24 protein-coding genes are annotated in these 24,429 nt (G+C 41.7%); 14 read left to right on the forward strand and 10 right to left on the reverse strand.

Features of this window, described 5'->3' with window-relative positions; all coding sequences use genetic code 11:
• Positions 1-2: 2 nt before the first annotated feature.
• Positions 3-647 (reverse strand): hypothetical protein, encoded by a 645-nt coding sequence (locus VXP95_RS10720; protein WP_416712021.1) that lies wholly within the window; start codon positions 645-647, stop codon positions 3-5.
• 953 nt (positions 648-1,600) lie between these two features.
• Between VXP95_RS10720 and aspT the strand changes: the two genes are divergently transcribed.
• The 3 genes from aspT (at position 1,601) to dusA (ending at position 6,437) form a co-directional block, all read left to right on the forward strand.
• Complete coding sequence (aspT, locus tag VXP95_RS10725; RefSeq protein ID WP_416712010.1) at positions 1,601-3,286, forward strand: aspartate-alanine antiporter; 1,686 nt, start codon at positions 1,601-1,603, stop codon at positions 3,284-3,286.
• A gap of 54 nt (positions 3,287-3,340) precedes the next feature.
• A complete protein-coding gene (locus tag VXP95_RS10730; RefSeq protein ID WP_416706157.1) occupies positions 3,341-4,942 on the forward strand; it encodes a bifunctional aspartate transaminase/aspartate 4-decarboxylase in 1,602 nt (533 codons plus the stop codon).
• 469 nt (positions 4,943-5,411) lie between these two features.
• Complete coding sequence (gene dusA, locus VXP95_RS10735; protein WP_416712011.1) at positions 5,412-6,437, forward strand: tRNA dihydrouridine(20/20a) synthase DusA; 1,026 nt, start codon at positions 5,412-5,414, stop codon at positions 6,435-6,437.
• 51 nt (positions 6,438-6,488) lie between these two features.
• Here dusA and VXP95_RS10740 read toward each other — a convergent pair whose 3' ends face one another.
• Positions 6,489-7,001 (reverse strand): hypothetical protein, encoded by a 513-nt coding sequence (locus VXP95_RS10740; protein WP_416681887.1) that lies wholly within the window; start codon positions 6,999-7,001, stop codon positions 6,489-6,491.
• Between the two features lie 233 nt (positions 7,002-7,234).
• A complete protein-coding gene (coaBC, locus tag VXP95_RS10745) occupies positions 7,235-8,509 on the reverse strand; it encodes a bifunctional phosphopantothenoylcysteine decarboxylase/phosphopantothenate--cysteine ligase CoaBC (protein ID WP_144725285.1) in 1,275 nt (424 codons plus the stop codon).
• Between the two features lie 113 nt (positions 8,510-8,622).
• Here coaBC and radC point away from each other — a divergent pair, with 113 nt between their 5' ends.
• Both radC and VXP95_RS10755 read left to right on the forward strand, forming a co-directional pair.
• Entirely contained in the window at positions 8,623-9,324 is a 702-nt protein-coding gene (radC, locus tag VXP95_RS10750; protein ID WP_144725287.1) for a RadC family protein, read from the forward strand.
• Between the two features lie 64 nt (positions 9,325-9,388).
• Positions 9,389-10,300, forward strand: coding sequence for a bestrophin family protein (locus tag VXP95_RS10755; protein ID WP_064095227.1), 912 nt, complete (start codon positions 9,389-9,391; stop codon positions 10,298-10,300).
• An 80-nt stretch (positions 10,301-10,380) separates the two neighbouring features.
• On the opposite strand, the gene VXP95_RS10760 is transcribed toward VXP95_RS10755, so the two are convergent.
• Positions 10,381-11,232 (reverse strand): PHP domain-containing protein, encoded by an 852-nt coding sequence (locus tag VXP95_RS10760; protein WP_064095228.1) that lies wholly within the window; start codon positions 11,230-11,232, stop codon positions 10,381-10,383.
• 44 nt (positions 11,233-11,276) lie between these two features.
• Between VXP95_RS10760 and VXP95_RS10765 the strand changes: the two genes are divergently transcribed.
• From VXP95_RS10765 to mnmC, 4 genes are read left to right on the forward strand one after another with little or no spacing between them, the layout of a single operon-like run.
• Positions 11,277-11,888: a septation protein IspZ gene (locus tag VXP95_RS10765; protein WP_064095229.1), complete on the forward strand. Its 612-nt coding sequence runs from the start codon at positions 11,277-11,279 to the stop codon at positions 11,886-11,888.
• Between the two features lie 28 nt (positions 11,889-11,916).
• Positions 11,917-12,219 (forward strand): YciI family protein, encoded by a 303-nt coding sequence (locus VXP95_RS10770; RefSeq protein ID WP_416712012.1) that lies wholly within the window; start codon positions 11,917-11,919, stop codon positions 12,217-12,219.
• 5 nt (positions 12,220-12,224) lie between these two features.
• Complete coding sequence (locus VXP95_RS10775; protein WP_416681880.1) at positions 12,225-12,734, forward strand: hypothetical protein; 510 nt, start codon at positions 12,225-12,227, stop codon at positions 12,732-12,734.
• A gap of 39 nt (positions 12,735-12,773) precedes the next feature.
• Positions 12,774-14,672, forward strand: coding sequence for an FAD-dependent 5-carboxymethylaminomethyl-2-thiouridine(34) oxidoreductase MnmC (mnmC, locus tag VXP95_RS10780; RefSeq protein WP_416712013.1), 1,899 nt, complete (start codon positions 12,774-12,776; stop codon positions 14,670-14,672).
• A gap of 151 nt (positions 14,673-14,823) precedes the next feature.
• Here the strand turns inward: mnmC and VXP95_RS10785 are convergent, their stop codons facing one another.
• Positions 14,824-15,138: a rhodanese-like domain-containing protein gene (locus tag VXP95_RS10785; RefSeq protein WP_180130725.1), complete on the reverse strand. Its 315-nt coding sequence runs from the start codon at positions 15,136-15,138 to the stop codon at positions 14,824-14,826.
• Positions 15,139-15,229: 91 nt separating this feature from the next.
• Here VXP95_RS10785 and VXP95_RS10790 point away from each other — a divergent pair, with 91 nt between their 5' ends.
• Positions 15,230-15,718: a YajQ family cyclic di-GMP-binding protein gene (locus VXP95_RS10790; protein ID WP_416712014.1), complete on the forward strand. Its 489-nt coding sequence runs from the start codon at positions 15,230-15,232 to the stop codon at positions 15,716-15,718.
• Between the two features lie 27 nt (positions 15,719-15,745).
• Positions 15,746-16,249 carry a DUF4442 domain-containing protein gene (locus VXP95_RS10795; protein WP_416712015.1) on the forward strand — a complete coding sequence of 168 codons (504 nt, stop codon included), beginning with the start codon at positions 15,746-15,748 and terminating at the stop codon, positions 16,247-16,249.
• Positions 16,250-16,307: 58 nt separating this feature from the next.
• Here the strand turns inward: VXP95_RS10795 and VXP95_RS10800 are convergent, their stop codons facing one another.
• From VXP95_RS10800 to VXP95_RS10810, 3 genes are all read right to left on the reverse strand, one after another.
• Complete coding sequence (locus tag VXP95_RS10800; protein WP_416712022.1) at positions 16,308-16,679, reverse strand: acyl-CoA thioesterase; 372 nt, start codon at positions 16,677-16,679, stop codon at positions 16,308-16,310.
• 74 nt (positions 16,680-16,753) lie between these two features.
• A complete protein-coding gene (trxC, locus tag VXP95_RS10805; protein ID WP_416712016.1) occupies positions 16,754-17,185 on the reverse strand; it encodes a thioredoxin TrxC in 432 nt (143 codons plus the stop codon).
• Positions 17,186-18,082, reverse strand: a complete 897-nt coding sequence (locus VXP95_RS10810; RefSeq protein WP_144725307.1) for an alpha/beta fold hydrolase — start codon at positions 18,080-18,082, stop codon at positions 17,186-17,188.
• A gap of 127 nt (positions 18,083-18,209) precedes the next feature.
• On the opposite strand from VXP95_RS10810, the gene VXP95_RS10815 reads away from it, so the two are divergent.
• Both VXP95_RS10815 and VXP95_RS10820 read left to right on the forward strand, forming a co-directional pair.
• Positions 18,210-18,545 carry a TIGR01244 family sulfur transferase gene (locus tag VXP95_RS10815; RefSeq protein WP_064095239.1) on the forward strand — a complete coding sequence of 112 codons (336 nt, stop codon included), beginning with the start codon at positions 18,210-18,212 and terminating at the stop codon, positions 18,543-18,545.
• Positions 18,538-18,960 (forward strand): beta-lactamase hydrolase domain-containing protein, encoded by a 423-nt coding sequence (locus tag VXP95_RS10820; protein ID WP_416712017.1) that lies wholly within the window; start codon positions 18,538-18,540, stop codon positions 18,958-18,960. The genes VXP95_RS10815 and VXP95_RS10820 overlap by 8 nt, the downstream gene beginning before the upstream one ends.
• A 152-nt stretch (positions 18,961-19,112) precedes the next feature.
• Here the strand turns inward: VXP95_RS10820 and VXP95_RS10825 are convergent, their stop codons facing one another.
• Positions 19,113-21,110, reverse strand: a complete 1,998-nt coding sequence (locus VXP95_RS10825; protein WP_416712018.1) for a hypothetical protein — start codon at positions 21,108-21,110, stop codon at positions 19,113-19,115.
• Positions 21,111-21,261: 151 nt separating this feature from the next.
• Between VXP95_RS10825 and VXP95_RS10830 the strand changes: the two genes are divergently transcribed.
• Positions 21,262-22,641, forward strand: a complete 1,380-nt coding sequence (locus tag VXP95_RS10830; protein WP_416712019.1) for a dihydrolipoyl dehydrogenase — start codon at positions 21,262-21,264, stop codon at positions 22,639-22,641.
• On the opposite strand, the gene VXP95_RS10835 is transcribed toward VXP95_RS10830, so the two are convergent.
• On the reverse strand, positions 22,607-24,226 hold the full coding sequence (locus VXP95_RS10835) for a Na/Pi cotransporter family protein (RefSeq protein WP_416712020.1): 1,620 nt from the start codon (positions 24,224-24,226) through the stop codon (positions 22,607-22,609). The genes VXP95_RS10830 and VXP95_RS10835 overlap by 35 nt on opposite strands.
• Positions 24,227-24,429: the final 203 nt, after the last annotated feature.

Here is a 24,429-nt window from a genome sequence, read left to right on the forward strand (position 1 = left end):
ATTTAGCTGACTTGCGCTGCCGGATAATAGGGCTTATTCAAATCCAGTGTTTTTGCGTTTTCCAATAAAATACAGATAAAAACTGGTAATAATGCTGCCAGAATTCGGCAACTTTCCTCGAATGACTTATGGTTCAATGAACTTTGGCAGGTCATACCACCATGCATGAGCTGATGGTGTAAGGTATATAAACGATGAAATAACAGCTTTAGAACTTCAACTGAATTTTTTTCCTGCAAGGCATTCTGTATTTGTTGCTTCTGATTCTCAAGTACTGCCTGACAGTTTTCCAGACTAATTTTTTGATTGCGATAATCCCAAAAGCTTTGATGTAGATATGAGTTATCTAATAGTGAATGAATCGGCTGGCTATATTTTTCCCAGACAATATGGCCGATTTTCTGTTCTGTATCGTTTTGGCAAAGTATTTCTAAAAATTGATGTAACTTGTCTTGTCCCTGAATCAGATCGCCCTCCTCTGCATAAATAGACTGAAAGCTGATCCACAGACTGATAAATTTAAAATCCAGATCTCGATCCAGCTCCAGTGATTTTTTAAACCAGCCCACTCCACGATGAATTCTTAAATTAAAATGTGCCGAATTTTGTGCTTTGTAGCTTTTGTAAATTTCCTCCAGTAACAGCATCATTGTTCTCCTTATTTATAGCGTTTTTTTATTCCTCTCTCACTATCAAAATATACCACTGAGAAATGACTGGGAATTCCATTTTCATTTTTAGCTGACATTGTCAGAGCTCAACAGGAAGCTCGCTCTACTGGGCTTGTTTTTTAATTTTATTTTTCCTCCCCCCTCTTTTTTTAATATCTGCAATTCGGTACGAGTACATCAGCCGTACCTACCAGCTACCAAGGTATTAGTTTTTTCCTTTCTGTCGAAAAAGAGTGAATGGAAAGTGTATTGAAAATGAACAATAAATAAGGCTGTAAACTGATTTTTGAGCGTGAGAACTATATAGGCTTATTCAGATAATATTCCCAAGATCCCTTATCTAAAACAAATAGTTCGGGAATTAATCTAATTTAACCCCTCATTATATTATTTTCGTCGCAATAAAATGAACGCTCATAATATAAAAAAACATATATCAAAATTTAATATAAAAATTAAAACCCCATACAAGAAAATCACCTCACACCAAAAATTAAAATTAATGAATATTTAAGTTAATATTCATTAAAAATAAATTATTTTTAAATTCTGAATAAATTCAGGATTAAATATATAGTAACAATTACCTTTTAATATGTGAAAACTAACATATTGACCCTAAAACCCCCTCCAAAAAAGATTATTAATTACAATATCTTAAGACAATCAAATAAAACCAAGTTTAAATAAACTAATATTTTCATTAAATAAAATATAGACTTAAATAAAAATCATATTTTGTTTCAAAATGTAATTCAATATAAAAAACGGATTTTAAAAATATATATAAAATACTAAGCATTTGATTAATATAAAATCTAGAAAAAATACACTTATTTGCATTATTTAAATCCAACATAGTATTTTTATAAAGTGAAAATCAAAACTCAATTTAAAAATAGATTAAATAATAACAGTGAGTCTATAAAATGATTGAATGGATACAAGGTGAATTAAAACATAGCCCTGAAATTCTATTGTTTTTATCTTTGGCAATAGGCTTTTGGATTGGAAAATTTCAATTTGGCAAATTCCAGCTCGGCGGTGTTGCTGGCTCATTGTTAGCCGCTGTTGTGCTTAGTCTTATTGGTGTACCCGTCGACAATGGCGTTAAGGCCATCCTCTTTGCACTGTTTATTTATGCAGTAGGTTTCGAAAGTGGTCCCCAATTTTTCAAATCGCTGGGACCCAAATCACTCAAAGAAATTCTATTAGCGGTATTTATGGCAGTTTGCGGACTGGCTACCGTGCTCATCATGGCAAAAATATTCCAGCTGGACAAAGGAATGGCCGCAGGACTGGCAGCAGGCGGAATGACCCAATCGGCAATTATTGGTACAGCAGGCGATGCTATTTCTCGTCTAGACTTACCTGCCGCGGAGATCCAGAGGCTTCAAGCCAATGTCGCGATTGGATATGCAGTAACCTATATTTTCGGTTCACTCGGTGCCATTATTATCTGCGCGAGTATCGTACCAAAATTTATGGGTCGGGGCATTCGTGATGATGCGCTCAAGGCACAAGCTGAACAACTAAAAGGCGCCTTTCAACTGGCACCTGGGCAAGAACTTGCTATGCCTGAAATTGTTGGGCGTATTTATAGAGTTCAGCAAGCCTCAGGACAAACAATTTCAGAGCTTCAGTCAAAAATACCCAACATTACAATTGAACGGGTTAAACGCGGCACTCAATTTATTGATTCCTCTCTAGAAACCAAGCTCGAGACAGATGATATTATTCTGGTGATTGGTCGTAGAAGCAGTGTGGTTTCAATTGCTCAACATATCGGAACTGAGCTCGAGTCCTCTGAAGGCATGGAAATAGTCATGTCTACCACGGATATGATTCTCAGAAACTCCAAATACATTAATCGTACCCTAGGAGATGTGAGGGCCAACACCCCAGAATATCTAAAACATGGTATTTATGTACTTGGAATTAAAAGAAATAATGAATCAGTACCCATGGATGATAATACTGTTCTTCATAAAGGAGATGTCATTACTATCTATGGTACAAAAAATGATCTTGATCGGATGGTCAAAGAAGGCGGTCGAGCCATATCCCAAAGTATAAAAACAGATTGGGTCTTCCATGGCATAGGTTTGGCTGTTGGTCTGTTAATTGGCTTAATCGTCATTCGTATTAGCAATATGCCATTAACACTGGGCGCTGGCGGGGGAGCACTTTTATCAGGGTTATTCTTTGGCTGGCTGCATAGCCGCAATCAGGTACGTGGCAACATGCCTCTGGCTGCATCTCAACTCCTCAAAGATTTAGGTCTGGCCGGTTTCGTGGCAGCCGTAGGTCTGCAATCCGGCTTACAAGCCTTTCAGACGATTAAACAAAGTGGCCTATCCCTCTTTCTGATTGGCGTAGTGGTAACAGTCGTCCCACTCATTCTCTCCATGCTTTTTGCACGCTATGTCCTGCGTTATGACAACGTTGCAGTGATGGCCGGAGCATTATCAGGTGCCCGAAGTGCCAACCCCGCTTTTGGTGTTGTCTTGGACAAAGCCGGAAACTCGATTCCAACAGTTCCATTTGCCATTACTTATGCCTTAGCCAATGTGTTTTTAACCTTGCTTGGTCCACTCATTGTGGGCCTGGCTTAACGACATCCACAAATTTCAATTTTGTCTGATTCATCATAATTTTGGAGATTCCTCATGGGAAACACTGATTACTCTAAATACTCAAAACTCAGTCCATTTGAGCTTAAAGATGAACTGATTGCGCTGGCAACAAGCCGCACGGATCGCATGATGCTGAATGCAGGCCGCGGTAATCCGAATTTCCTTGCTACTGTTCCACGGCGCGCCTTTTTCCAACTCGGTTTATTTTCTGCCACTGAATCAGAATTTTCATTTTCATATATGCCTGAAGGTCTAGGCGGATTTCCACGTTCACAAGGATTACAATCACGTTTTGAGCAATTTATTTTAGGAAATCGTGATAAACCTGGCGTTGTTTTTCTAGGTAAAGCAATTTCATATGTACGTGACCAGCTGGGACTGGATCCAGATGCTTTTTTACTGGAAATGGTTGAAGGCATTCTAGGCTGTAATTATCCTGTTCCTGACCGAATGCTCAGAGTCAGTGAAAAAATTATTAAAGAATATGTCCTTCGTGAAATGGGTGTCCAGAGTATGCCTAAAGAAGGACTGGATCTTTTTGCAGTAGAGGGTGGTACTGCTGCAATGGCCTACATCTTTAATTCATTAAAAGAAAACAAGATAATTTCGAATGGTGACCGTATTGCCCTGGGAGCGCCTATTTTTACTCCCTATATTGAAATTCCTAAGCTAAATGACTATGAACTTGAAGAAGTCATGATCCAGGCTGATCCTGAGCTTAACTGGCAATATCCGGAATCTGAATTACGTAAATTAGAAGATCCATCCATTAAAGCATTTTTTCTGGTCAATCCAAGTAATCCACCTTCAGTGAAAATAAATGATGAAGGACTGGCCATCATCGCAGATATTGTCAAGAAACGTCCTGACCTGATTATTCTGACTGATGATGTGTATGGAACATTTGCCGATAATTTCACTTCATTATTTGCCATATGCCCTGATAACACCATTCTGGTCTATTCTTTCTCTAAATATTTTGGAGCTACAGGATGGCGTCTTGGCGTCATTGCACTCACCAAAAATAATATTCTGGATCAAAAAATTGCAGCACTGTCCGCCAAGGATAAAAAGGAACTTGCAGAACGTTATTCCTCACTGACCACCGATCCTTCAAGTATCAAATTTATCGATCGGATGGTTGCCGACAGTCGAAATGTAGCTTTGAATCATACTGCCGGATTATCCACACCCCAGCAGGTACAGATGGTCCTTTTTGCCTTGTTTAATATGATGGATTCGCGTCAAAGCTATAAAAAAGCTGTCCAATCAGTCGTACGTGAACGGGATGCGGCTCTGTATCGGCAACTCGGGGTAGAAGTTCCTCAAGATCCGAACAGTGTGGATTACTACACTCTTGTAAGTCTGGAGAATACCGCACGTACTTTATATGGAGATGACTTTGCAGACTGGATCATGAAAAACAAAAATCCGACTGAACTGTTGTTCCGGGTCGCGGATGAAACCGGTGTAGTGCTTCTGCCTGGTTCCGGCTTTGGTGTTCAACATCCTTCAGCCCGTGCATCCTTAGCAAACCTGAATGAATATCAATATGCTGCGATAGGTATGTCTTTAAGCAATCTGGCTGCTGAAGCTTATGAGGAATACAAAAAAGAAAGTAAAAAGAAAAAATAATATTCAAATGAAGGAACTGAAGCCATATCTGGGTTTATTCCCCTACCCTTGGCAGATTCCTTTTTTAATGAATAACTGATCATTCCTGTTAAGTACGAACAGTATGAATATCAATTAGCAAAGTAAATATTCCACCTCAGCCCTAAAAGATATCACTGATCTTTTAGGGCTTCATCATGATACTGGCTTTTCCTATTTTTCTATTTTTATAGACTGAGCAGGCCAAATCTGTTTACTTTCTTGTTTTTCTCTAAAAAAGACTTCGTTTCCAATTCATTCCAATATTGTCATGGTAGTAAACCCGTACCTTTCAATGCTCTTTTTTAGCCGCAACCTTCTTGATCAATTTATAACATGAATTATTTTTTCATTATGGTGTAAAATTTGGCGCTAAATGCAAATTGCGTACTCTGGCTAAATATAGATTTTTCGCAGATTGCACCACCATGATTAAAGGCATGATTTTTTAATGACTCTCACCCACCCCATTGAAACTGCTCAATCTCCACGAATCAGTGTCGCACCTATGATGGACTGGACGACCAAGGACTATCGTTTCTTTGCCCGTCTGTTTAACCCGAATATCATTATGTACACTGAAATGGTGACAACGGGTGCCATCATTCATGGTGATGCCAAACGATACCTGGATTTCAATCAGGAAGAACATCCGATTGTTTTACAGCTAGGTGGCTCAAATCCACAAGACTTGGCAACCTGCAGCAAAATGGCCCGGGATTGGGGTTATAACGAAATTAATTTAAATGTAGGTTGCCCGAGCGATCGGGTGCAGAATAATAAAATTGGTGCCTGTCTAATGGCAGAACCTGATCTAGTGGCAGAATGTATTGATGCCATGCGTCATGCAGTGGATATTCCAGTAACGGTAAAACACCGGATCGGGATTGATGACATGCAATCTTATGAAGAGATGCTACATTTTGTCGATACTGTGGCCAAAACCGGCTGCAACAATTTTATCGTGCATGCGCGTATTGCCTTGTTAAAGGGTCTATCGCCCAAAGAAAATCGTGATGTGCCGCCACTGCGCTATGAAGATGTCTACCGTTTAAAACAGGATCGTCCTGATCTGCTTATCGAGATCAACGGCGGAATTAAAACCTATGCCGAGACGCAGGAACACCTCAAACATGTTGATGGCGTGATGATTGGCCGTGAAGCTTATCACAATCCTTATTTGCTGGCAGAACTGGGACAATTGTGGAATCTGGATGCACCAGACCGTTTTGACATTATGCAGCAGATGTTGCCTTATATTGCCCAGCGTATGGCAGAAGGCGCACCTTTATCCATTATTACCCGTCATATTCTGGGCCTGTTCCAGAATTTGCCAGGCGCACGCAAATGGCGTCAAGCGCTAAGCGGTGGGAATGCAAAAACCTTGAAAGATGTAGAAACTGCCCTGTTTAATATTCAGGAAGCGATGCAGCGTACTGAAGATTACGTACGTGAACATCAGCAGATTGAATCTTAAAAAACAAAAAGCACCGGTTATCGGTGCTTTTTTATAAAGATGACGCATTGATCAGTGCGTATACGCCGTAATATTACCGACGGGGATCGGCTCCTCATCATAAGAGGCTGCCTGTACCACAGGCTCTATTGCTGGACGTATATTTGAGCTTAGTTCAACTCTTACCGGTTCTTCTACAGATTCCAGATCGTCTAGAGATGCAGACAGTTGCTCCAGTTCACGATCTAACTGCTGGCGATATTTTTCAATTTCGATTTCATCAATGAAGGCAAAAGCATCATCTTCAATGGACCAGCTATAGCCGCCATTAACCTTGATAATTTTGACATTAACGGGATATTCATGCCCCTGATAGTTCAGTTGTGAAACTGCCTCAAACTCATTGCCTTGGCGATGGACAATTTTTACATTCAGCACAGTGAGACGATAATGCTGATAGTCAGGATTAGCATTAAATTCCCGCTGTATCTGTTCCTGAATATTTCTGGCCAGCTCATCAATTGATACAAAGTAACTGCATCCGGCCAGGCAGGCGATCATCCATAACATCATGATTTTTTTCATATCGCCCCCTCCTTGTTGTTTCCAACCACATTCTATCTGTGTCACATTTTTTATCTTTGGTTTATTCTGTGATCTATTTTATACTTTTTCCCATAAAACAATATATAAATCCTTGGTCTATAAAGTCAGCCTATTTTGAAGCCAATTTGGTGATATTTAACTAAATAGTAGGCATAATCTAAAAAAGCCCTGATCATCTCAGGGCTTTTTTAATTTTCTCATATTGATTCAGTCTAGAAATCGTCTTCTGCCAAGGGATCGTGATGCAGGGCATCATGAATCGCTTCAACCAGCTGCTGGGCAATTTCCTGCTTGGAGGCTTTTTCCAGATCACGTTTTTCCAGCTGGTAATGCTCGGCAAAAAATACCGTCATGGCATTTTCATCTGAAGCAAAACCGATATCGGCACGTGAAACGTCATTGCAGGCAATCATATCCAGCTTTTTAGCCACCAGCTTTCCGGCAGCATATTCTTCAATATTGCGGGTTTCTGCAGCAAAACCGACCATAAACGGACGTTTTTCCTGTTGGGCTATAGTGGCAACAATATCCGGATTTTTGACCAGCGCCACATTCAGCTCATCCCCAGCTTTCTTAATTTTATGTTCGGCTACCTGTGCCACACGATAATCGGCTACCGCAGCGGTCGCAATAAAAATGTCACAGCCCTGCTCCAGCATATGCATACTTTCATTTAGCATTTGCACGGCAGAAGAGACATTTTTACGTTTTACGCCATTCGGCGTATCCAGACTGACCGGTCCTGCAATCAGGGTCACATTGGCTCCTGCCGCATAACAGGCTGCAGCCAGTGCAAAGCCCATTTTCCCGGTACTGTGATTGGAAATATAACGCACTGGATCAATTGCTTCTCGAGTTGGACCCGCAGTAATCGTGACTTGTTTACCCGCAAGCAAGCCAAATTTTTCCGCAATCGCACGTTGGGCTTTATGAAAATATTCAGTCACCTGATGCGCTAAATCTTCCGGCTCAGGCATCCGGCCCAAACCTACATCCCCACAGGCCTGTGAACCAGCATCCGGCATGATCACATGCACACCATCTTCGATCAGTGTCGCAAGATTGCGCTGTGTTGCTTTCGCCGCCCACATTTGCTGGTTCATGGCAGGTGTCACCCAGACGGGTGCTTTCGTCGCCAGATATAAAGTACTGAGCAGATCATCCGCCAGGCCTGCGGCAAATTTTGCCAGGGTATCACAACTGGCTGGCGCTACCAGCAACAGGTCAGCCCAACGCGCCAGCTCGATATGCCCCATTCCGGCTTCTGCTTCAGGATCCAGTAATTCGGTATGCACGGGATTGCCCGATAAGGCCTGAAAGGTCAAAGGTGTAATAAAAGCCTGTGCACCGTGGGTCATTACCACTCGCACATCAAAGCCGGCATCTTTCAAACGGCGGACCAAAATCGCACTTTTATAGGCGGCAATACCGCCAGTGACGGCCAGAATGATATTTTTATGAGGAATTACACTTAGATCAAAGCTCACAAACAGATTACCTTGCTGTTGCAGTGAGGCTCACAATAGCATTAAATAATCGCATTCCCAAGAGATCGGCTTGCGGGAAAACTGATAATTCATAATAAAAAAGTATAATCATCATGCAATTTTCTATTAAAAACTGGCCGGAGCAAGAGCGGCCGCGGGAACGTTTGATTCAATATGGGGCTGAGAGTCTATCCGATGCCGAGCTACTGGCCATATTTCTACGTTCAGGTTCACAGCAACATTCGGCAGTTGATCTGGCGCGTTTGCTGATTCAGCATTTTGGTCATTTGACTGCTCTACTCGATGCCCCTTTACAGGAAGTCAGTCAGTTTCATGGCATGGGCATCAGCAAATACACGCAGCTGATGGCTGTCAAGGAACTTGGACGACGTTATATTGCCGAACACCTCAAGCAGGATGCACTGGAACTTACCAATTCCAAGCGCTTGAGAGACTATTTACGCTTTGAACTGCTCGGTGAAACACAGGAAGTATTCGCTGTGCTGTGTCTGGATGCCAGTTTAAGAAAAATTGCATTTAAAAAACTGTTTTATGGTTCAATCAATGCATGTGATATTTCCATTAATCAGTTATTGCGTTATGCCATTAGCCAGCAGGCGACCTCAATTGTCATTGCGCATAATCATCCGCTAGGCCGGCCCTCTCCTTCCAAGGCTGACCTGACATTGACCCGGCAGATTCAGCAGGCCTGCCAACTGGTAGATATCCATCTGATTGACCATTGTATTATCGCCTTGGAAGGCAGTTTTTCCTTTGCGGAACAGCAACTCATCAAACCAGAAGTACAGTATTGAATAGCACTTGACAAAGCAGGCACAACTCAACAAGATCATGGAAAAATTGTGATGATTCTAATAAATGATCGTACGTGACCAGCCGAGTGTTTTTAAACTGCTGTTTTCCTGGCGAGGGACGATTTTGCCTAAAGTTTTGCCACCTTTGGGCGTGGTCATGCTGATTTCGGCCATCATCGGTGGCTTGTCACATATTGGCTATTTTCATTTTCCAGAATTACCTCTGGTCGGCTTTACCCTGATTGGGGTAGTACTGTCGATTTTTCTCGGATTTAAAAACTCAGCCTGTTATGACCGCTGGTGGGAAGCGCGTAAACTTTGGGGCATTTTGATTGCTAATTCACGCCACTTTGACCGTGATTGCCGGATGCTGTCTCAAGGTCGCCGGGAACGTGTGATTCAGCATGTGATTGTCTTTGCCAATGTACTCCGTGATCGCCTTCGCCATCAGACAGCCAATCCGACTGAGCTGGTAGAAACCAGTGGCATGAGCCAACAGGCTGTGACCCAACTCTATCAGCAGGCAAATGCAGCGCAATATACTTTAAGTCTGATTCAGTGGGAGTTGATGCAGGCTCTTAAAGAAGGTGAAATTTCCGATATCATCTATATGCAGATGAATAATCATGTAGCAGAACTGAGTATTGTCCAAACTGGTTGTGACCGGATTGCGACGACGCCTTTGCCTTTTGCCTATTCGGTCTTGCTCAACCGCACCGTGTATTTTTTCTGTTTTATTTTGCCTTTTAGTCTGGGTTCAACGCTCGGTCTGTTTACGCCTTTTCTGGTCGGCATTTTGGCTTATACCTTTTTAGGATTAGATGCTCTAAGTTCGGAAATTGAAGAGCCTTTTGGTACCCAGAGCAATGACTTGCCACTGGACTCGATGGTACGTACCATTGAAATTGAACTGTTAGGAACTTTGGGCAAACCAACACCTCCACCAATTCAGGCCAAAGATCATAATTTGCTTTAAAAGATTAGCCTCACTCATCCTTTGCTATCAATGATAGCTAACTCTCCTTACAAATAAAGAAGATCAAAATAAAGAAATCCCTAGGTAAAACTCTCCCAAATCCCGATCTGACCCGGTTTCAGGCTCGGGACATTACCCAGTTTAATCCAAGGCATATGGTCGCCATGAAAATCGCTACCAATCGAAACTTTCAGACCATGTTCTGCAATCATTCGATCCACCATCTGCCGGGTGGAACTTGGCTCAATCGCCGGTGGCAGTTCCACCGCATCTCCACCAAACTTGGCAAAGATCTCGATCAGATAACGGATATTGGTCGCAGATAAATCATATTTGGTCGGATGTGCCAGTACTGCAAAACCGCCACTTGCATGAATCACCTGAATCGTTTCTTCAAGCCCTAGACCATCAAATTTGACATAGGCCTTTTTGCCTTCCTTGATATATTTATCAAAGGCCTGTTGCGGCCGGGTCACAATACCCTTTTCTACCAGTGTTTTGGCAATATGCGTTCGTGTCACCCGATCAGGGATATTCTCCACTTTGGTCAGTACATCAGCATAAATATCCTCCCCAATTAAAGGAAGCAGCAGATCACAGATTTGCTTAGAACGTTCAGCCCGGATTTTCTTTTGCTGATTGAGGGCTTTTTGTAACGGCTCAGGCTTCTGGATATTAAGTGCCACAATATGCACACCATAGTTTTTTTTGGTCGCAGGCCGCGACCACTGGCTGGATATCTCTACGCCGGAGATAATCTTAATCTCATGATTTTTGGCAGCTTCCTCCGCCAATACCAAACCGTCCATGGTGTCATGATCGGTCAGTGCCAAAGTATGGATGAGTTTTTCCACAGCCGCTTCGACCAGTTGCTGAGGACTGAAAGTTCCATCAGAAATATTACTATGTGTATGTAAATCTACGCCGTGCATCTCTATACTATGACATTTATTTGATCAGATTTAGATACTCTAACATGAAAGCACTTTTAGACTTTGTGCCACTCATTATTTTCTTTTATTTATATAAAACTGTAGATCCAAAAGACACTGACCATCAATTGCTGCAATTGATCGGTTCTGCGGGGGGTGTCGACAATAATAATATTCTTGTTGCAACCACAGGTCTGATTATTTCCATGCTGGTCGTCTATGGTGCGTTATTTGTCATGCAAAAATTCCGTCTGGACAAGCAGCAATGGATTGTCTTGTTTATGACCGTGATTTTTGGTGGCATTACCCTGATGCTCAGCGATGATTTCTATATCCGTTTAAAAGCGGTATTACTGAATCTGGTCTTTGCCGGTGCCTTTTTATTGTCCCCCTGGTTTAGCAAGGATAAAAAGCCATTGATTCAGCGTCTGTTTGGTCCGGTATTCAACCTAAGCGAAAAAGGCTGGGTTAAATTGAACTATGCATGGGTGGCAATGTTTGTGCTGATGTCATTTCTGCATACCTTTTTCGCCTATTTGTGGATGGATGGAAAATATTGGGGCGAATTTACCGCATTCGGTGACATGATCGTGATGTTTTCCTTTATCATTATTCAGTTTATTGTATTGCGCAAATACTTTAAGACTGCTGAATAAGTCCAACTACAAACGATTGAGAGTCATCATGCCATTATTCGTCGTTAGCTGTACCGATCGGGAAGGTACAGTGGAAAAACGCCTCGCGATTCGCCCACAACATCTTGCTCGTCTGGAACATTTAAATGCTGAAGATCGCCTGATTGTTGCAGGTGCCATGCCTAAAGATCCGGCCAATCCAAAAGCCGGTTTTTACGGCAGTACCATTATTGTCGATTTTGACAGTCGTGAAGCACTGGATTCATGGTTACAGGATGAGCCATTTTTAAAAGAAGGTGTGTACGAACATATCGATGTCAAACCATTTAATAAAGCATTTCCTCAAGGATAAGGTCCATGCGTGTTGTTACTGCCAGTATCATTGGCCTATGTTTCATGATTTCTCCAGTATGGGCAGTCGAAGTTACGCCTGCTCCTGTGGCTCCGGAAAATCAGACAGCACCATCTCGAGCGACAGCAGCGACTGCACCAAACCAGTCGCCGCCAAAACCTGCCATTATTCCTGCAGTAGCAACTTCTGCCCAGCCGGTGCCACCTGCTGAAAATAAACCGTTAACCGCAGAAGAAATCGCCAAGCTAAAAGCCCAGCAAGATGCCAAGGTAAAAGCCTTGGTCAAAGATCAGGCCACCCGTTTAGAGCAACTGGAAAAAGCCAATCTGGACGCACTATCGCAAAACCAGGAATTACAGCTCAAGAATGATAACTTGGGCGTTCAGGTACAGGTACTACAAAGTGAACGTAGTGCCCAGATGTTCCTCTACGGCGCAGCAACATTGGCAGTAGGTGTACTGCTAGGCTTCCTGATAGCGAGCTATGTTTATACCAAACGCCGCCGTCAGTGGTAAGCTATAGTTCTTCCCGATATCTTTAAGGTTGTAACCGTTTTGTCGCACGCAATTCAAACTGCCGATCTGGACTGGCAATTGGTGGATGGCATTGATGTGCCTGTATCCAAGCAATTTGGTGATGTGTATTTTTCCAAAGACAATGGCCTGCTGGAAACCCGGCATGTCTTTTTAAATGGCAATGATCTCACGACGCGTCTGGCAGATTTAAAACCTTTTGAATATTTCTGTGTCGGTGAAACGGGTTTTGGTACAGGGCTGAATATTCTGGCGCTGTGGCAACTCTGGCAACAGGTGCGTCCGGACAATCCGAGTCATCTGCATGCGATTTCAGTGGAAAAATTTCCGCTCTCTAAAGCAGATCTGATCCGTGCCCTGAATGCCTGGCCTGAGTTAAAACCTTTGGCTGATCAGCTGATTTTCCAATATCCAATGCCAATTGCTGGCTGTCATCGACTCAGTTTTCCTGAAGAACGTTTCAGTCTGGATCTATGGCTAGGCGATGCCCACGATATCTTCCCGGTCATTGAAAAAACTGCAGCGGTGAATGCCTGGTTTCTGGATGGCTTTGCGCCTTCCTGCAATCCGGATATGTGGGAAGAAAATGTCTTAAACCATATTGTGCGCTTGTCGGAAACTGGAACGACATTTGCCTCTTTTAGTGTCGCGGGTGTCTTAAAACGTGGCTTAAAAAATCACGGGATTTCAATTTCCCGTCCACGTGGGTTTGGCCATAAACGTGAAATGTTGAAAGCAATCTGGAATCCGGCTGAGGAAAGTAACCCATCTCCAGCTCAGGAAAGTACGCAAAAAAAAACTGGGTCAGCTTTAGAGATAAACGCCAGGCCTCGCCAGATCGCTGTGATTGGCGCAGGAATCGCAGGTTTAAGTGCAGCATGGGCATTCGCTCAACGTGGTCATCAAGTCACTATTTACGACCGGTCGGCGCCCCTCTCTGGAGGTTCTGGCAATCCACTGGCCTTGCTCAATCCCAAACTCTGTCCGGTTGAGCAAAGTGCTGAACATTTGATGACCTTGTCTTGGCAACATGCCTTAAATCATTATCGGAAATTTAAGGCTTTCCGCCCGATTCAGGTCAATCAACTCGCCTTAAAAAATCCTGAACAGCTTCTAGGATTGGCAGACGAATATCCCGAAGGAATTCTGGCTGCACAAACAGTAAAAGATCAGGAGATGCAAACTGTATTTCCAAGTTTAAAACTGTTAGCAGCTGGCGCGGTTTCGCCGCATCAGTTACGTGATGAAATTTTGCAGCATCCTCATATTCAATATCAACAGGCCCAAATTAGCCATATTGAAGCTGCTACAAAACCTCAGCTATTTGCAGATGAACAGGATCTAGGTGGATTCGATCACGTCATTGTCTGTACTGCACGAGAAACCCAGCAGTTTTTTGCAGATTATCCTCCCCTGAAACCGATTCGCGGACAGGTCAGCTGGGTGAATAATCAAACCCAGCCTTTAAGTCAAAATACTGCCTATAGCTATGGCGGCTACTGTATGCAACTCAATGCCGAACAACTCATTCTCGGGGCTTCGTTTTATCCCGGCCGGGATGATGCAGAAGTCTTAATAGAAGATCATGTGCATAATTATGAACTTATCCACAGTGTCTTTCCTGAATATGCACAGTTATTACCATCTACCGAAACCTGGCAAGGTCGAGCGGCAGTACGCGCACAGAGTCAGGATTATTTTCCTTTACTCGGAAAAATGAAGGCAGATGAAGAGATTTACAGTTTTGCTGGTCTCGGCTCTAAAGGCTTTCTGTTTGCGCCATTGTGTAGTGAAATTCTGGCTGCCCAAATTTTGGGAGAAGCCTGCCCAGTACCTTCGAACTTGGTAAAGAAACTCGACGTGACACGTTTTCAAAAGAAGGTAAAAGCCAAGAAGCCTTATTTTAAGCCTCAAGATTAAAGAATTCCTCCCTTTAATAAAGGGTGAGGAATACTGTTCCGCAAGGGAGGGATTTTTAGAAAGAGTGTTAATCCTCCTTTAAAGAAGGACGATTTTGAAGAAATCTAGACAACAAAAAAGCGCCTGACGGCGCTTTTTTTCACAAGGTCAATTATGCACCTTGTTCCAGTGGCATACCTGCATCACGAGCAGCACGAGTACCACCCATCAGAATGACATATTCACGTGTGCTGTCAAAACCCTCTAACTTTTCAGCTGCACGTGGAGCTTTACTCCCACCACCACATAAAATGTAAATCGGTTGATCCGCTGACACCTGAGTCAGGCTATTTGCTGAAAGATCGTTAATGGGCTGATTGACCGCCCCTTTCACGTGTGCTTCAGCATAAGCACTTGCATCTCGTACATCCCAGATTACAGCATTTTCTGGGAACTCAAATGTTGTAATTTCTTGTTTACGGATCATTGTGCACTCCTTTGATGTAAACAACACTTGGCAAATGAAGAAAACATCCCTAGCATCTCAGATATTCTTTCCCTTTGTAAAGGTCTAAACTATGCCTTCTTTCGATATTGTTTCTGAATTAGAAATTTTTGAAGTAAATCATGCAGTTCAAAATACCCAAAAAGAGATTGCAACCCGCTTTGATTTTCGTGGTCAGGACGTTTCTATTGAACTGAATGAAAAAAACAAGGAAATCAAAATCAGTACAGAAAGCGATTTTCAGTGTGAACAGGTATATAACATGTTGGAAAACCATTTCTTCAAGCGTAAGATCGACATTCAGGCACTTGATCCACAAAAAATGACCGCTTCAGGCAAAAATGTAGTTCAAGTGATCAAGCTTAAAGATGGCCTTGACTCAGATACGGCGAAAAAAATTAATAAGGCCATTAAAGAAAGCGGCATTAAAGTGCAATCTTCAATTCAGGGTGACAAGATTCGTGTGACTGATAAAAAACGCGATACCTTGCAACAAGTCATGGCATTCCTGAAAGAACAACAATTCGGTCTGCCTTTACAGTTCAACAACTTTAAAGACTAAGATATCTCAACGTCTGAAGATGGAATTATGACAAAGAGCAACCGACTGACCAGACTGGTCAAAGCGACATCAAGATTACCGCAAGGTATGCGTACTGCTTTATTGAGTAAGACTTTTGGCCGAGTAGTTCCGATGGTTGGCTCTGCCAAGATTCGCTATCAGGAAATCAGTGCTTCCAAAGTCGTGGTAAGTATGGCCAATCATAAGGTCATGCAGAACCATATCGGTCAGATTCATGCCTGTGCGATGGCACTGCTGGCAGAAACAGCAACTGGCTTTGTGACTGCGATGAATGTACCTGACAGTGCAGTGGTTTTGATTAAAAGCCTAAAAGTGGACTTTAAGCGCCCAACCAAAGGTGGCATGACTGCAGTAGCTACCTTAACTCCTGAACAGCAGCAATTGATGCAAAGTTCAGAAAAAGGTGAAACGCTAGTACAAGTTATTGTAACTGATGAATCTGGTGAAGCACCGATTCAATGTGAAATGCTCTGGGCTTGGATTGCCAAGAACCAGTTGAAGCCAGGCTAATTTCAATACAGACAAAAAAATCCCAGATTATTGATCTGGGATTTTTTTATTTAATGAATTATGAGTTCTGCTGAGATTCTGCAAATTTCTGTTTTGCTTCATCTGGAATTGGACGTTTATTGCCTTTGACATCTACTGCCACAAAGGTAAATACCCCTTCAGTCACGCGTACAGGCGGACGTGAGTCGTCATGGCTATCCCATACTTCAATTTCCATCTGGATGGAGGTATTGCCGACCTTTAGAATTTTGGTATAGCAGCTAATCACATCACCGACTTTCACCGGAACCAGGAAGGTCATCTGGTTAATCGAAATTGTCGCACAGCGTCCTTTACTAAAGCGCTCTGCATGAATTGCTCCCGCCAAGTCCATTTGTGAAACAATCCAGCCACCAAATACATCTCCACTCCAGTTGGTATCCGCAGGCATCGCAATGGTCTGCAGGGAAAGAATTCCCTCTGGTTTATTATGAGAATCTGACACTTGAACTCCAGGCTTGTGAATTAGGATGGGGCATTTAACTGCTGATCAAGCCACTTTTGCAGCTCGCTTGAGCGTAATGCACCGCTTATTCTAGCAATTTCATTACTTTTATTCATTAAAACCAGCGTCGGAATACTGCGTACATTAAATGCTGCACTTAGCCGTGGATTTGCTTCTGTATCAATTTTGGCAAAAACCACATTGGGATAGAGTTTGGCAACATTGGCAAAGTGCGGTGCCATCATTTTACATGGCCCACACCAGTCCGCCCATAGGTCGATCAGGATCGGTAAATCACTATGCGTGACAAACTGGCTGAAATTCTGCTCATTCAATTCAATCGGTGCCAATGGAACCAATGCTTGATGGCATTGACCACAAGCTGGATCGGCCGTTAATTTTTCTTCAGACACACGATTTTTAGCCTGGCAATTCGGGCATACAATAATCATCTAGCGCACTCCAATATGTTGATGTAAGAATTCTAATTGGGTCGAAACTGCTTTTTCAAACCATTCGCCATGATAAATATCAAAATGTCGCATATTCCACTCATGATATTGCACAAATGGCGCAATATTGGTTGCAGTTTCCCGACTGGATTCAATGGGAATCAGACTATCCAGTTTTGCTGCAATGAACAGAACTGGAATCGTGATTTTACGTACTTCCAGAATGGGACGATAACGCATCAGTTTAAAGAATGCGCGTGCAGGAATATGACCACTCCAGTAATAATCCGGGTTCACGATGGACATATATCCCTGATAACTGTCTTGGGTTGGCATAAAACAGAGTTCATGAGGGTCTACTACGGGTAAGGTTTTCGGTCCCATACCAACCTTGGCGCCCATGTAGTCTTGGCTGGAAATTTTCAGGGCTTTAGGCAATTGCTGCAAAGGATAAAGTTTGGCACTTTCTGCCCCATCCACAAACGGTACCTGCGCCATTACTGCCTGAATATTCGACAGCTCTGCTGCAAGTGTCAGTACATGACCGCCACTTAACGCCGTTCCCCAAAGTACAATTCTTTTGCTGTCAATCGACTTACGTGCCTCTAAATGGCTGATCATAGTCCGCCAGTCTTCAAGCTGAGCACTAATGGATACCAGTTCACGTGGACGTCCTGTACTCCCGCCCCAATAGCGATAATCAAACAGCACCACAGCATAGCCAGCACTGGCAAAGCGCTGTGCATACTGGACCAGTTTAAAATGACGTAAAGCTGCCAGACCGTGGGCCATCAGGATCACAGCCGGTTTATCGACCTGTTGAGGATGATAAAAATCCGCAGCAATCACTTCCTGACCGCTTTTAACATACAGTGGTTCGACTGTATAGGCGTACATATGCGCTCCATTGCATTATTTTATAATTGTAATCGTATTTATAAATTTTTCAGAACTAAGCCGTCATGTTTTCAGCTTAATGCTATCATAAAGCATATCTAGATAAATGACATAATGGAGTGACATCATGAGCGAAAATGTAGGCTTTACTGGCCAAATTGGTCCTGAACATATCTCTCAAATAGTTGAAAAAGGTTTTAAATCGATTATCAACAACCGCCCAGATATGGAAGGTGGTTCTGAGCAGCCAACCAGTGCACAAATCGAAGAGGCTGCACGTGCAGCAGGTCTGGATTATGTATTTCAGCCGGTGGTTGCCGGTCAGATTACCGAGCTTGATGTCCGCACTTTTGCCAATCATTATAATGAATTACCAAAACCTATCTTGATGTTTTGCCGTACCGGAAACCGCTCAAATAATTTATATCAACTGGCAAAACAGATGGACTTGCTGGATGACTAAGTTATTTTGGAACGGTGTAGTACTCGCAATCTGTTTTAGCTGTACTTCACCTGTTTTTGCTGCGCAGAATTTGAGTCGCGCTCTGACCGCTACGGTGAGTGTTAGCGGTCAAATGACCTTGGATAAATTTGAGCAATTGATTCAGCAGGGTTTTAAATCCGTGATTGTAAACCGCCCTGATCAGGAGTCTGGCAATGCCGTCACGGTAAGTCAATTACGCTCGATTGCAGAAAAGTCTCAAGTCAGTGTGATTTATCAACCAGTAATAAGTGGTCATATTTCTCAGGCCAATATTGAGGAATTTGCCCGATATTACAATGAGCTGCCAAAGCCTATTTTAATGGTCTGCCGTAGTGGTACACGTTCAGCATCTTTGTTTAACCAAGCTAAATCTCAAGGATTGATTCATGAATAAATTATTGATTATTGTATGTTGTAGTTTGGCTTTTGCAGGTTGTAGCTCGATGAATTTGAAGCCGACTGTGGGTGTGAATGTGGGAACTTCGATTTAATTTTTTAAATTTCAGTCCTCATAAAAAAAACAGCGCCGAAGCGCTGTTTTTAAAATTAACGGATTACATATTCTTGTTTAGTAACTTGTCCTGTTGGAGCGGTTACAGTTAAAATCAAGCTATCCCCCGAGTCGCATTCTTTTAGTCGAAAATTATAATTTACTTGTGAGCTAGTTTTAAAGCTGGTGGGCGTTAAAAGATTAAAAACAGAGGCTACTGGACTACTTCCAGTCCACAACTCTGTACTGCATGATTTTTCATTTGTTTTAGTATTATCTTCAGCTTCTAATGCTACAGTTGTACCCGTTGGCATTGGTACTGATTGTGCACTATTACCAAATAATTTAAATGTTAAGCTAGATTTATTTGTAATTTGTTCATCCGTGATTGTAGGAACATCGTGACTAAATGCAAATACTAATTGTTCACGAATCACAGCTTCTAGAGCCGCATCACATGTACCAGCAATGTTGGGGTGTTTAAATGTACTTGGAACACAAGTAGTACCAATAGCCCCACGTTTATACAAAAACTCCCCTAAAGCTGCTTCAAAGATAGTATTTTCATTATCATCTCTGAAGAAATCACCGATATTATTGGTTAATTCATCAATTCCAGCAGTATAAAGATTATCTGAATTCTTATCGACATATGTTTTATCGCCTTCAACATAAGCTAACACAGTTACACGATTATCTGCCGGACGTGGATTTTGTGTTTGGAGAACCACACTACATTCACCTTCTATAGTTGAACAATTTGGAGTAATACTCCCTCCTTCTGTAACAAAGCTGACCACCGTACCATCAGGCACTTTGTTACCAACTCGGTCACGAAGTCTTGCTATAATGGTTGCTTTATCACCATCTACATCCCACTGTAATGCATTTTTACTTACAGATAGACTTAAACCATTTTGTGTAACACGGCCTGTAGCAATTGATACATCTTTAGATAATGCTGTTACCTGTGTATCATCAAGCAAAGTCGCCTTAATTTCTACTGGTCCTGGAATACTTCCAGGGAAAATATCAACGACCACTTTTCCTTGTTCATCAGACTTAATTATTTTAGTAGTTCTATTATTTAATGAAACAAAAGAAAGATCATTCGGTCCATAAACTAATTCTACTGAAACATCCTGATTTCTAGCAGGAACATTATTTGAATAAACTATGAATTCAACTTTACCAGATGAACTTGATCCGCTGTTAATTGTGCCTAGTTTTACAGTGCCCGAAGAATATGAGATTGAGTTAGCTTTAATTGAATTAATATTAACGTTTATAGATGAAGTAACAGCACCATTGTTAGCAGACAGTGTTATTTTTTGCGTTCCAGTACATAATTGACCACCTTCTGAAATTGCAATATATGTTGTTTCTACTAAACCTTGATTAGAGTTAACTTGATTCGAACTAAATGTTCCACATTCAGCTGTAACATTAACTTTAATATTATTCAATAATTTGTCAGTTTCTTTATCCACTGTTTTCGCGTGCAACTTAACTGATGCCCCTGCATCAATTGTAGAGCTTTCCAATGTTAAATCTGAAAATTTAGTTTGTACTTGACCAATTATGAAATTGGTTATAGCTGATTGTGCTGAATTTCCATCTATCTCTACACTTGCGGAAATTTTATAAGCACCTGTAGCTAGATCATCCGTTGGTTTTAGGGCAATAGTTGCTGTTCCATTCACATCTGTTAACACAGCCCCATTAGTGCTACTAAAAGAGATATTTTCGCTGGTAAAAGTTACTAAGGCTCCACTAATCGGCTTTTGGTTCTGATCTGTTACTAGAACACGAGCTGTCGCTCCTGTAGTTGTTACTGTATTTGTAACTACACTATTCTGATCAAATATTTCTACTTTAGAAATATTTACTTTGGAAATCTCTGGCGTTTCAATACCATTTTGTGAACCGCCTGTATTACCAGAACTAGAACCACCGTTATTATAATAACCATCACTTCCACCGCCCCCACAGCCTGCCAATATTAGTGCCAAAGTAAGAGCAGATAATTTAATACCTAATTGTTTACTAATCATTTTAACCCCCAAAATCCTCTATCTCTAGAGTTTTTATCAATGCTTTATTTATTATGCGATATGTAATCATAGTTAAGCTTTTATGTAAATAAAGGTAAGCTAAATGTTTTGTATGCTAGCTTATATAAAATAATTCTCATAAGAGTAATCAATGCACGATCTCATCATCATTGGTGCCGGAACTGCAGGCATCAGCGCTTATAACGAAGCCATTAAATACACCAAAAATATTTTAATTATCAATGATGGCCCGTGGGATACGACCTGCGCCCGTGTAGGCTGTATGCCAAGTAAACTGCTGATCTCATCTGCAAATCGTATGCACGATATTCAATCTGCGAAAGATCTCGGTTTACTTCAGGATGTTACGGTTAATACTTCAAGCGTCATGCAACGTCTACAACACTTAAGAGAACGTTTTATTCGAGCAACCTTGAAAGGCATAGACCAATGGGATAATTCACATAAAATTTCTGGTCATGCGAAGTTTATTGATTCTCATACAGTTGAAGTTAATGGACAGTCTTATCAAGCTAAATGTTTTATTATTGCAGTGGGTTCACGACCGCATATCGATAAAGCATTAAAGGAAGAATTAGGAAATAAATATTTAAGTTCTGACGAAATTTTTGAACTTTCTCAGTTACCCAAGTCTTTAGCAGTGATCGGGAGTGGCGTGATTGCCACTGAATTGGCTCAGGCTATGCAACGACTGGGGGTAAAAACCACGATGTTTGCGCGTAGTCAGAAAGTCGGTGCTCTAAGCAGCCCTACTTTACAGTCATTAGCCCAAAAAGAACTCAGTGAAGAAATCAATATCAAGTTTAAAATCTTACCAGACCAAGTTAAAAAACAGACGAATCACATTAAAATTGATTTTACCGAAAATAATCAAGTTCAAAGTATTGAGGTTGACTATGTTCTGGGTGCTACAGGGCGTCAGAGCAATCTGGATCGCTTGAGCTTAGACCAGTTAGACCCTAGCTTTACTGATATAAAGAAAATGCCTATCAATAAAAAAACCAAACAACTCGCAGATATGCCAATATTTATAGTGGGTGATGCCGCCCCTGATGCCCCCATTCAACACGAGGCTGCTCATGCCGGTAAAGAGGTGGTTCATAACTGTTTAAATTATCCTGAAGTCAAACCGATTCCAGCACTCACCCCATTGGCAATCATATTTTCTCATCCGGAAATGGCTATTGTCGGGCAAAGTTTTAAACAGTTAGAACAACAAAATATTGAGTTTATTCGAGGATTTGCCTCCTATGAAAATCAAGGCCGTGCACTGGTACTTGCTGAAAATAAGGGAGGAATTGAAGTTTATATTGATAAAAAATCAGGCAAATTATTAGGCGCAGAACTGTTCTGTTCTCAAGCTGAACATCTTGCCCATCTTCTTGCCTGGACCATAGATGCCGATCAGGATATTCATCAAATCCTTGCCAAACCTTTTTACCACCCGACGCTAGAGGAAGGGCTCAGATCTGCACTTAAACATGCTCGTCGTCAACTTCAGCAACCCTAAGAGATTGTTGGCACTCTTTTAGTACATTCACCAGACGGAGACTATGTGAAATTAGGCGTTCCAACCAGCGCTGAGCAGCCAACAACTCTAAGGTCTTAACTGCATTCAGCTGATAAGTAGAGGCATAACTATTTATTTTTTCTCGTAATTCAGCATGGTGCTGTTTGCTCCATTTTTTTAAGTTTTCCAGCTCTATATAGAGTTGTTGAAGATCATCAGATGAAGACAGGCCCAGCCGAATATTTCCCTCATTTTCTACTATCTGGATAAAGTCCAGGGCAATCTGATAGATTGCAGGTTGGGTGCGGATATTTAATGCATACTCTAGATTTTCCAGATCACTACGTAATACTTTTAAATAAACCATGATCCTCAACAAGCTAAATAGCCGGGCTTGATCTTGACTATTTTCGGGCACTATAATTTTTTCTAAATAATCCTGTAATTTATAGATTAATTCATCCTGCTGTTTTAACTCATTAGCCGAAACCATTTCGGCCGACTTGATGGCTTTAAGTATCCAGAAATACTGGGTTCCTATTGTTTTAAAAATTACTTTTTCTGCTGTATTAATGGCTACCGCAGGTACAGCTAAACTGGCATCATCCAAAGCTTGTAATAATGAATCTTCATGTGCAGGAATATATTTAACCAACAGCCGTTCAAAAGGCCCGATCAATGGCATAAAAAATAAGGCACCAAATAGACTAAAAGCAGTATGAAATGCAGCCACAATTACCACATTATCCCAGCTGGATAAAAAATGCTGCGGTTGATGAAACCATAAAAATAAAGGAACTAAAATACAAAATGCAAAAATTGCACTCACGACATTAAAACAGACATGCACAGCAGCAGTTCGTTTTGCATTCGCATTTGCACCAATAGATGCGAGCACTGCAGTTGCAACAGTTCCAACATTCTGCCCAATCACGAGCATTAAAGCCTGATCAAGCTGAATGGCCTGACTTGCCAATGCAGCAAGTGTCGCCGTAATCGCAGCACTGGAAGACTGTAAAATCACAGTCATGACCAAACCAAAAAGTACCAACAATAATTTGGAAGCAACGCTTTTGGTGGAGAAAACTGAAAGGTCAAGATGCTCTGCGACACCTGACATTGCGACCTGAAGCAAGTCAATTCCAAAGAAAATTAGTCCAAAGCCTGCAAGTGCCAGGCCGGTGAGTGCTGTACGTCCATGTGCTAATATTTTAAGTAAAGCACCTATGGCAATCAGAGGTAAAGCCACTTGCCCGATAGAAAACTTTAAACCCAGAAAAGCCACTATCCAGCCCGTACTGGTAGTTCCGATATTGGCGCCAATAATGACACCAATGGCTTGCGAAAAAGTAAGAACTCCCGCGCTGACAAAGCCAATAGTTGCTAAAGTAGTGGCTGTAGAAGATTGCACTATCAAGGTTAAAGCAATCCCTGAAATCATTGCTTTAAAAGGAGAACCTGTAAACCGCCCTAACCACTGTCTTAATGTTTCACCTGCAATATCTTTAAGACTATCGGTCATTAAAGTCATGCCAAGCAGGAATAAACCAATCCCGCCACACAGCTGTGCAAATACATCAAACACGCAGATTCCTAGGTTTTAAGCTTTAAACGATTAAAACACAATCAGGCTGGTTTAAAAATAGCAAATAACCTTGAGTAAATTCAGAATATTATTTTTACTATATTTAATTTTGCTATAAATTCCCCCCATAAAAAAACACCCCCGGCCTTTAGACCGGGGGTGTTTCGAATAATGAGCTGGCGATGACTTACTCTCACATGGGT

Source organism: Acinetobacter sp. 226 (genome assembly GCF_048147925.1).
Lineage (GTDB): Bacteria > Pseudomonadota > Gammaproteobacteria > Pseudomonadales > Moraxellaceae > Acinetobacter > Acinetobacter pecorum.

Coding starts and splice junctions, on each gene's coding strand:
- VXP95_RS10760 (WP_064095228.1), bottom strand. CDS start 11,232: ATGCACGGCGTAGATTTACATACACATAGTAATATTTCTGATGGAACT.
- aspT (WP_416712010.1), top strand. CDS start 1,601: ATGATTGAATGGATACAAGGTGAATTAAAACATAGCCCTGAAATTCTA.
- radC (WP_144725287.1), top strand. CDS start 8,623: ATGCAATTTTCTATTAAAAACTGGCCGGAGCAAGAGCGGCCGCGGGAA.
- dusA (WP_416712011.1), top strand. CDS start 5,412: ATGACTCTCACCCACCCCATTGAAACTGCTCAATCTCCACGAATCAGT.
- VXP95_RS10825 (WP_416712018.1), bottom strand. CDS start 21,110: ATGATTAGTAAACAATTAGGTATTAAATTATCTGCTCTTACTTTGGCA.
- VXP95_RS10795 (WP_416712015.1), top strand. CDS start 15,746: ATGACAAAGAGCAACCGACTGACCAGACTGGTCAAAGCGACATCAAGA.
- trxC (WP_416712016.1), bottom strand. CDS start 17,185: ATGATTATTGTATGCCCGAATTGCCAGGCTAAAAATCGTGTGTCTGAA.
- VXP95_RS10830 (WP_416712019.1), top strand. CDS start 21,262: ATGCACGATCTCATCATCATTGGTGCCGGAACTGCAGGCATCAGCGCT.
- VXP95_RS10740 (WP_416681887.1), bottom strand. CDS start 7,001: ATGAAAAAAATCATGATGTTATGGATGATCGCCTGCCTGGCCGGATGC.
- VXP95_RS10775 (WP_416681880.1), top strand. CDS start 12,225: ATGCGTGTTGTTACTGCCAGTATCATTGGCCTATGTTTCATGATTTCT.
- VXP95_RS10790 (WP_416712014.1), top strand. CDS start 15,230: ATGCCTTCTTTCGATATTGTTTCTGAATTAGAAATTTTTGAAGTAAAT.
- VXP95_RS10720 (WP_416712021.1), bottom strand. CDS start 647: ATGCTGTTACTGGAGGAAATTTACAAAAGCTACAAAGCACAAAATTCG.
- VXP95_RS10800 (WP_416712022.1), bottom strand. CDS start 16,679: ATGCCTGCGGATACCAACTGGAGTGGAGATGTATTTGGTGGCTGGATT.
- VXP95_RS10770 (WP_416712012.1), top strand. CDS start 11,917: ATGCCATTATTCGTCGTTAGCTGTACCGATCGGGAAGGTACAGTGGAA.
- VXP95_RS10765 (WP_064095229.1), top strand. CDS start 11,277: ATGAAAGCACTTTTAGACTTTGTGCCACTCATTATTTTCTTTTATTTA.
- VXP95_RS10785 (WP_180130725.1), bottom strand. CDS start 15,138: ATGATCCGTAAACAAGAAATTACAACATTTGAGTTCCCAGAAAATGCT.
- VXP95_RS10820 (WP_416712017.1), top strand. CDS start 18,538: ATGACTAAGTTATTTTGGAACGGTGTAGTACTCGCAATCTGTTTTAGC.
- VXP95_RS10815 (WP_064095239.1), top strand. CDS start 18,210: ATGAGCGAAAATGTAGGCTTTACTGGCCAAATTGGTCCTGAACATATC.
- VXP95_RS10730 (WP_416706157.1), top strand. CDS start 3,341: ATGGGAAACACTGATTACTCTAAATACTCAAAACTCAGTCCATTTGAG.
- VXP95_RS10755 (WP_064095227.1), top strand. CDS start 9,389: ATGATCGTACGTGACCAGCCGAGTGTTTTTAAACTGCTGTTTTCCTGG.
- VXP95_RS10810 (WP_144725307.1), bottom strand. CDS start 18,082: ATGTACGCCTATACAGTCGAACCACTGTATGTTAAAAGCGGTCAGGAA.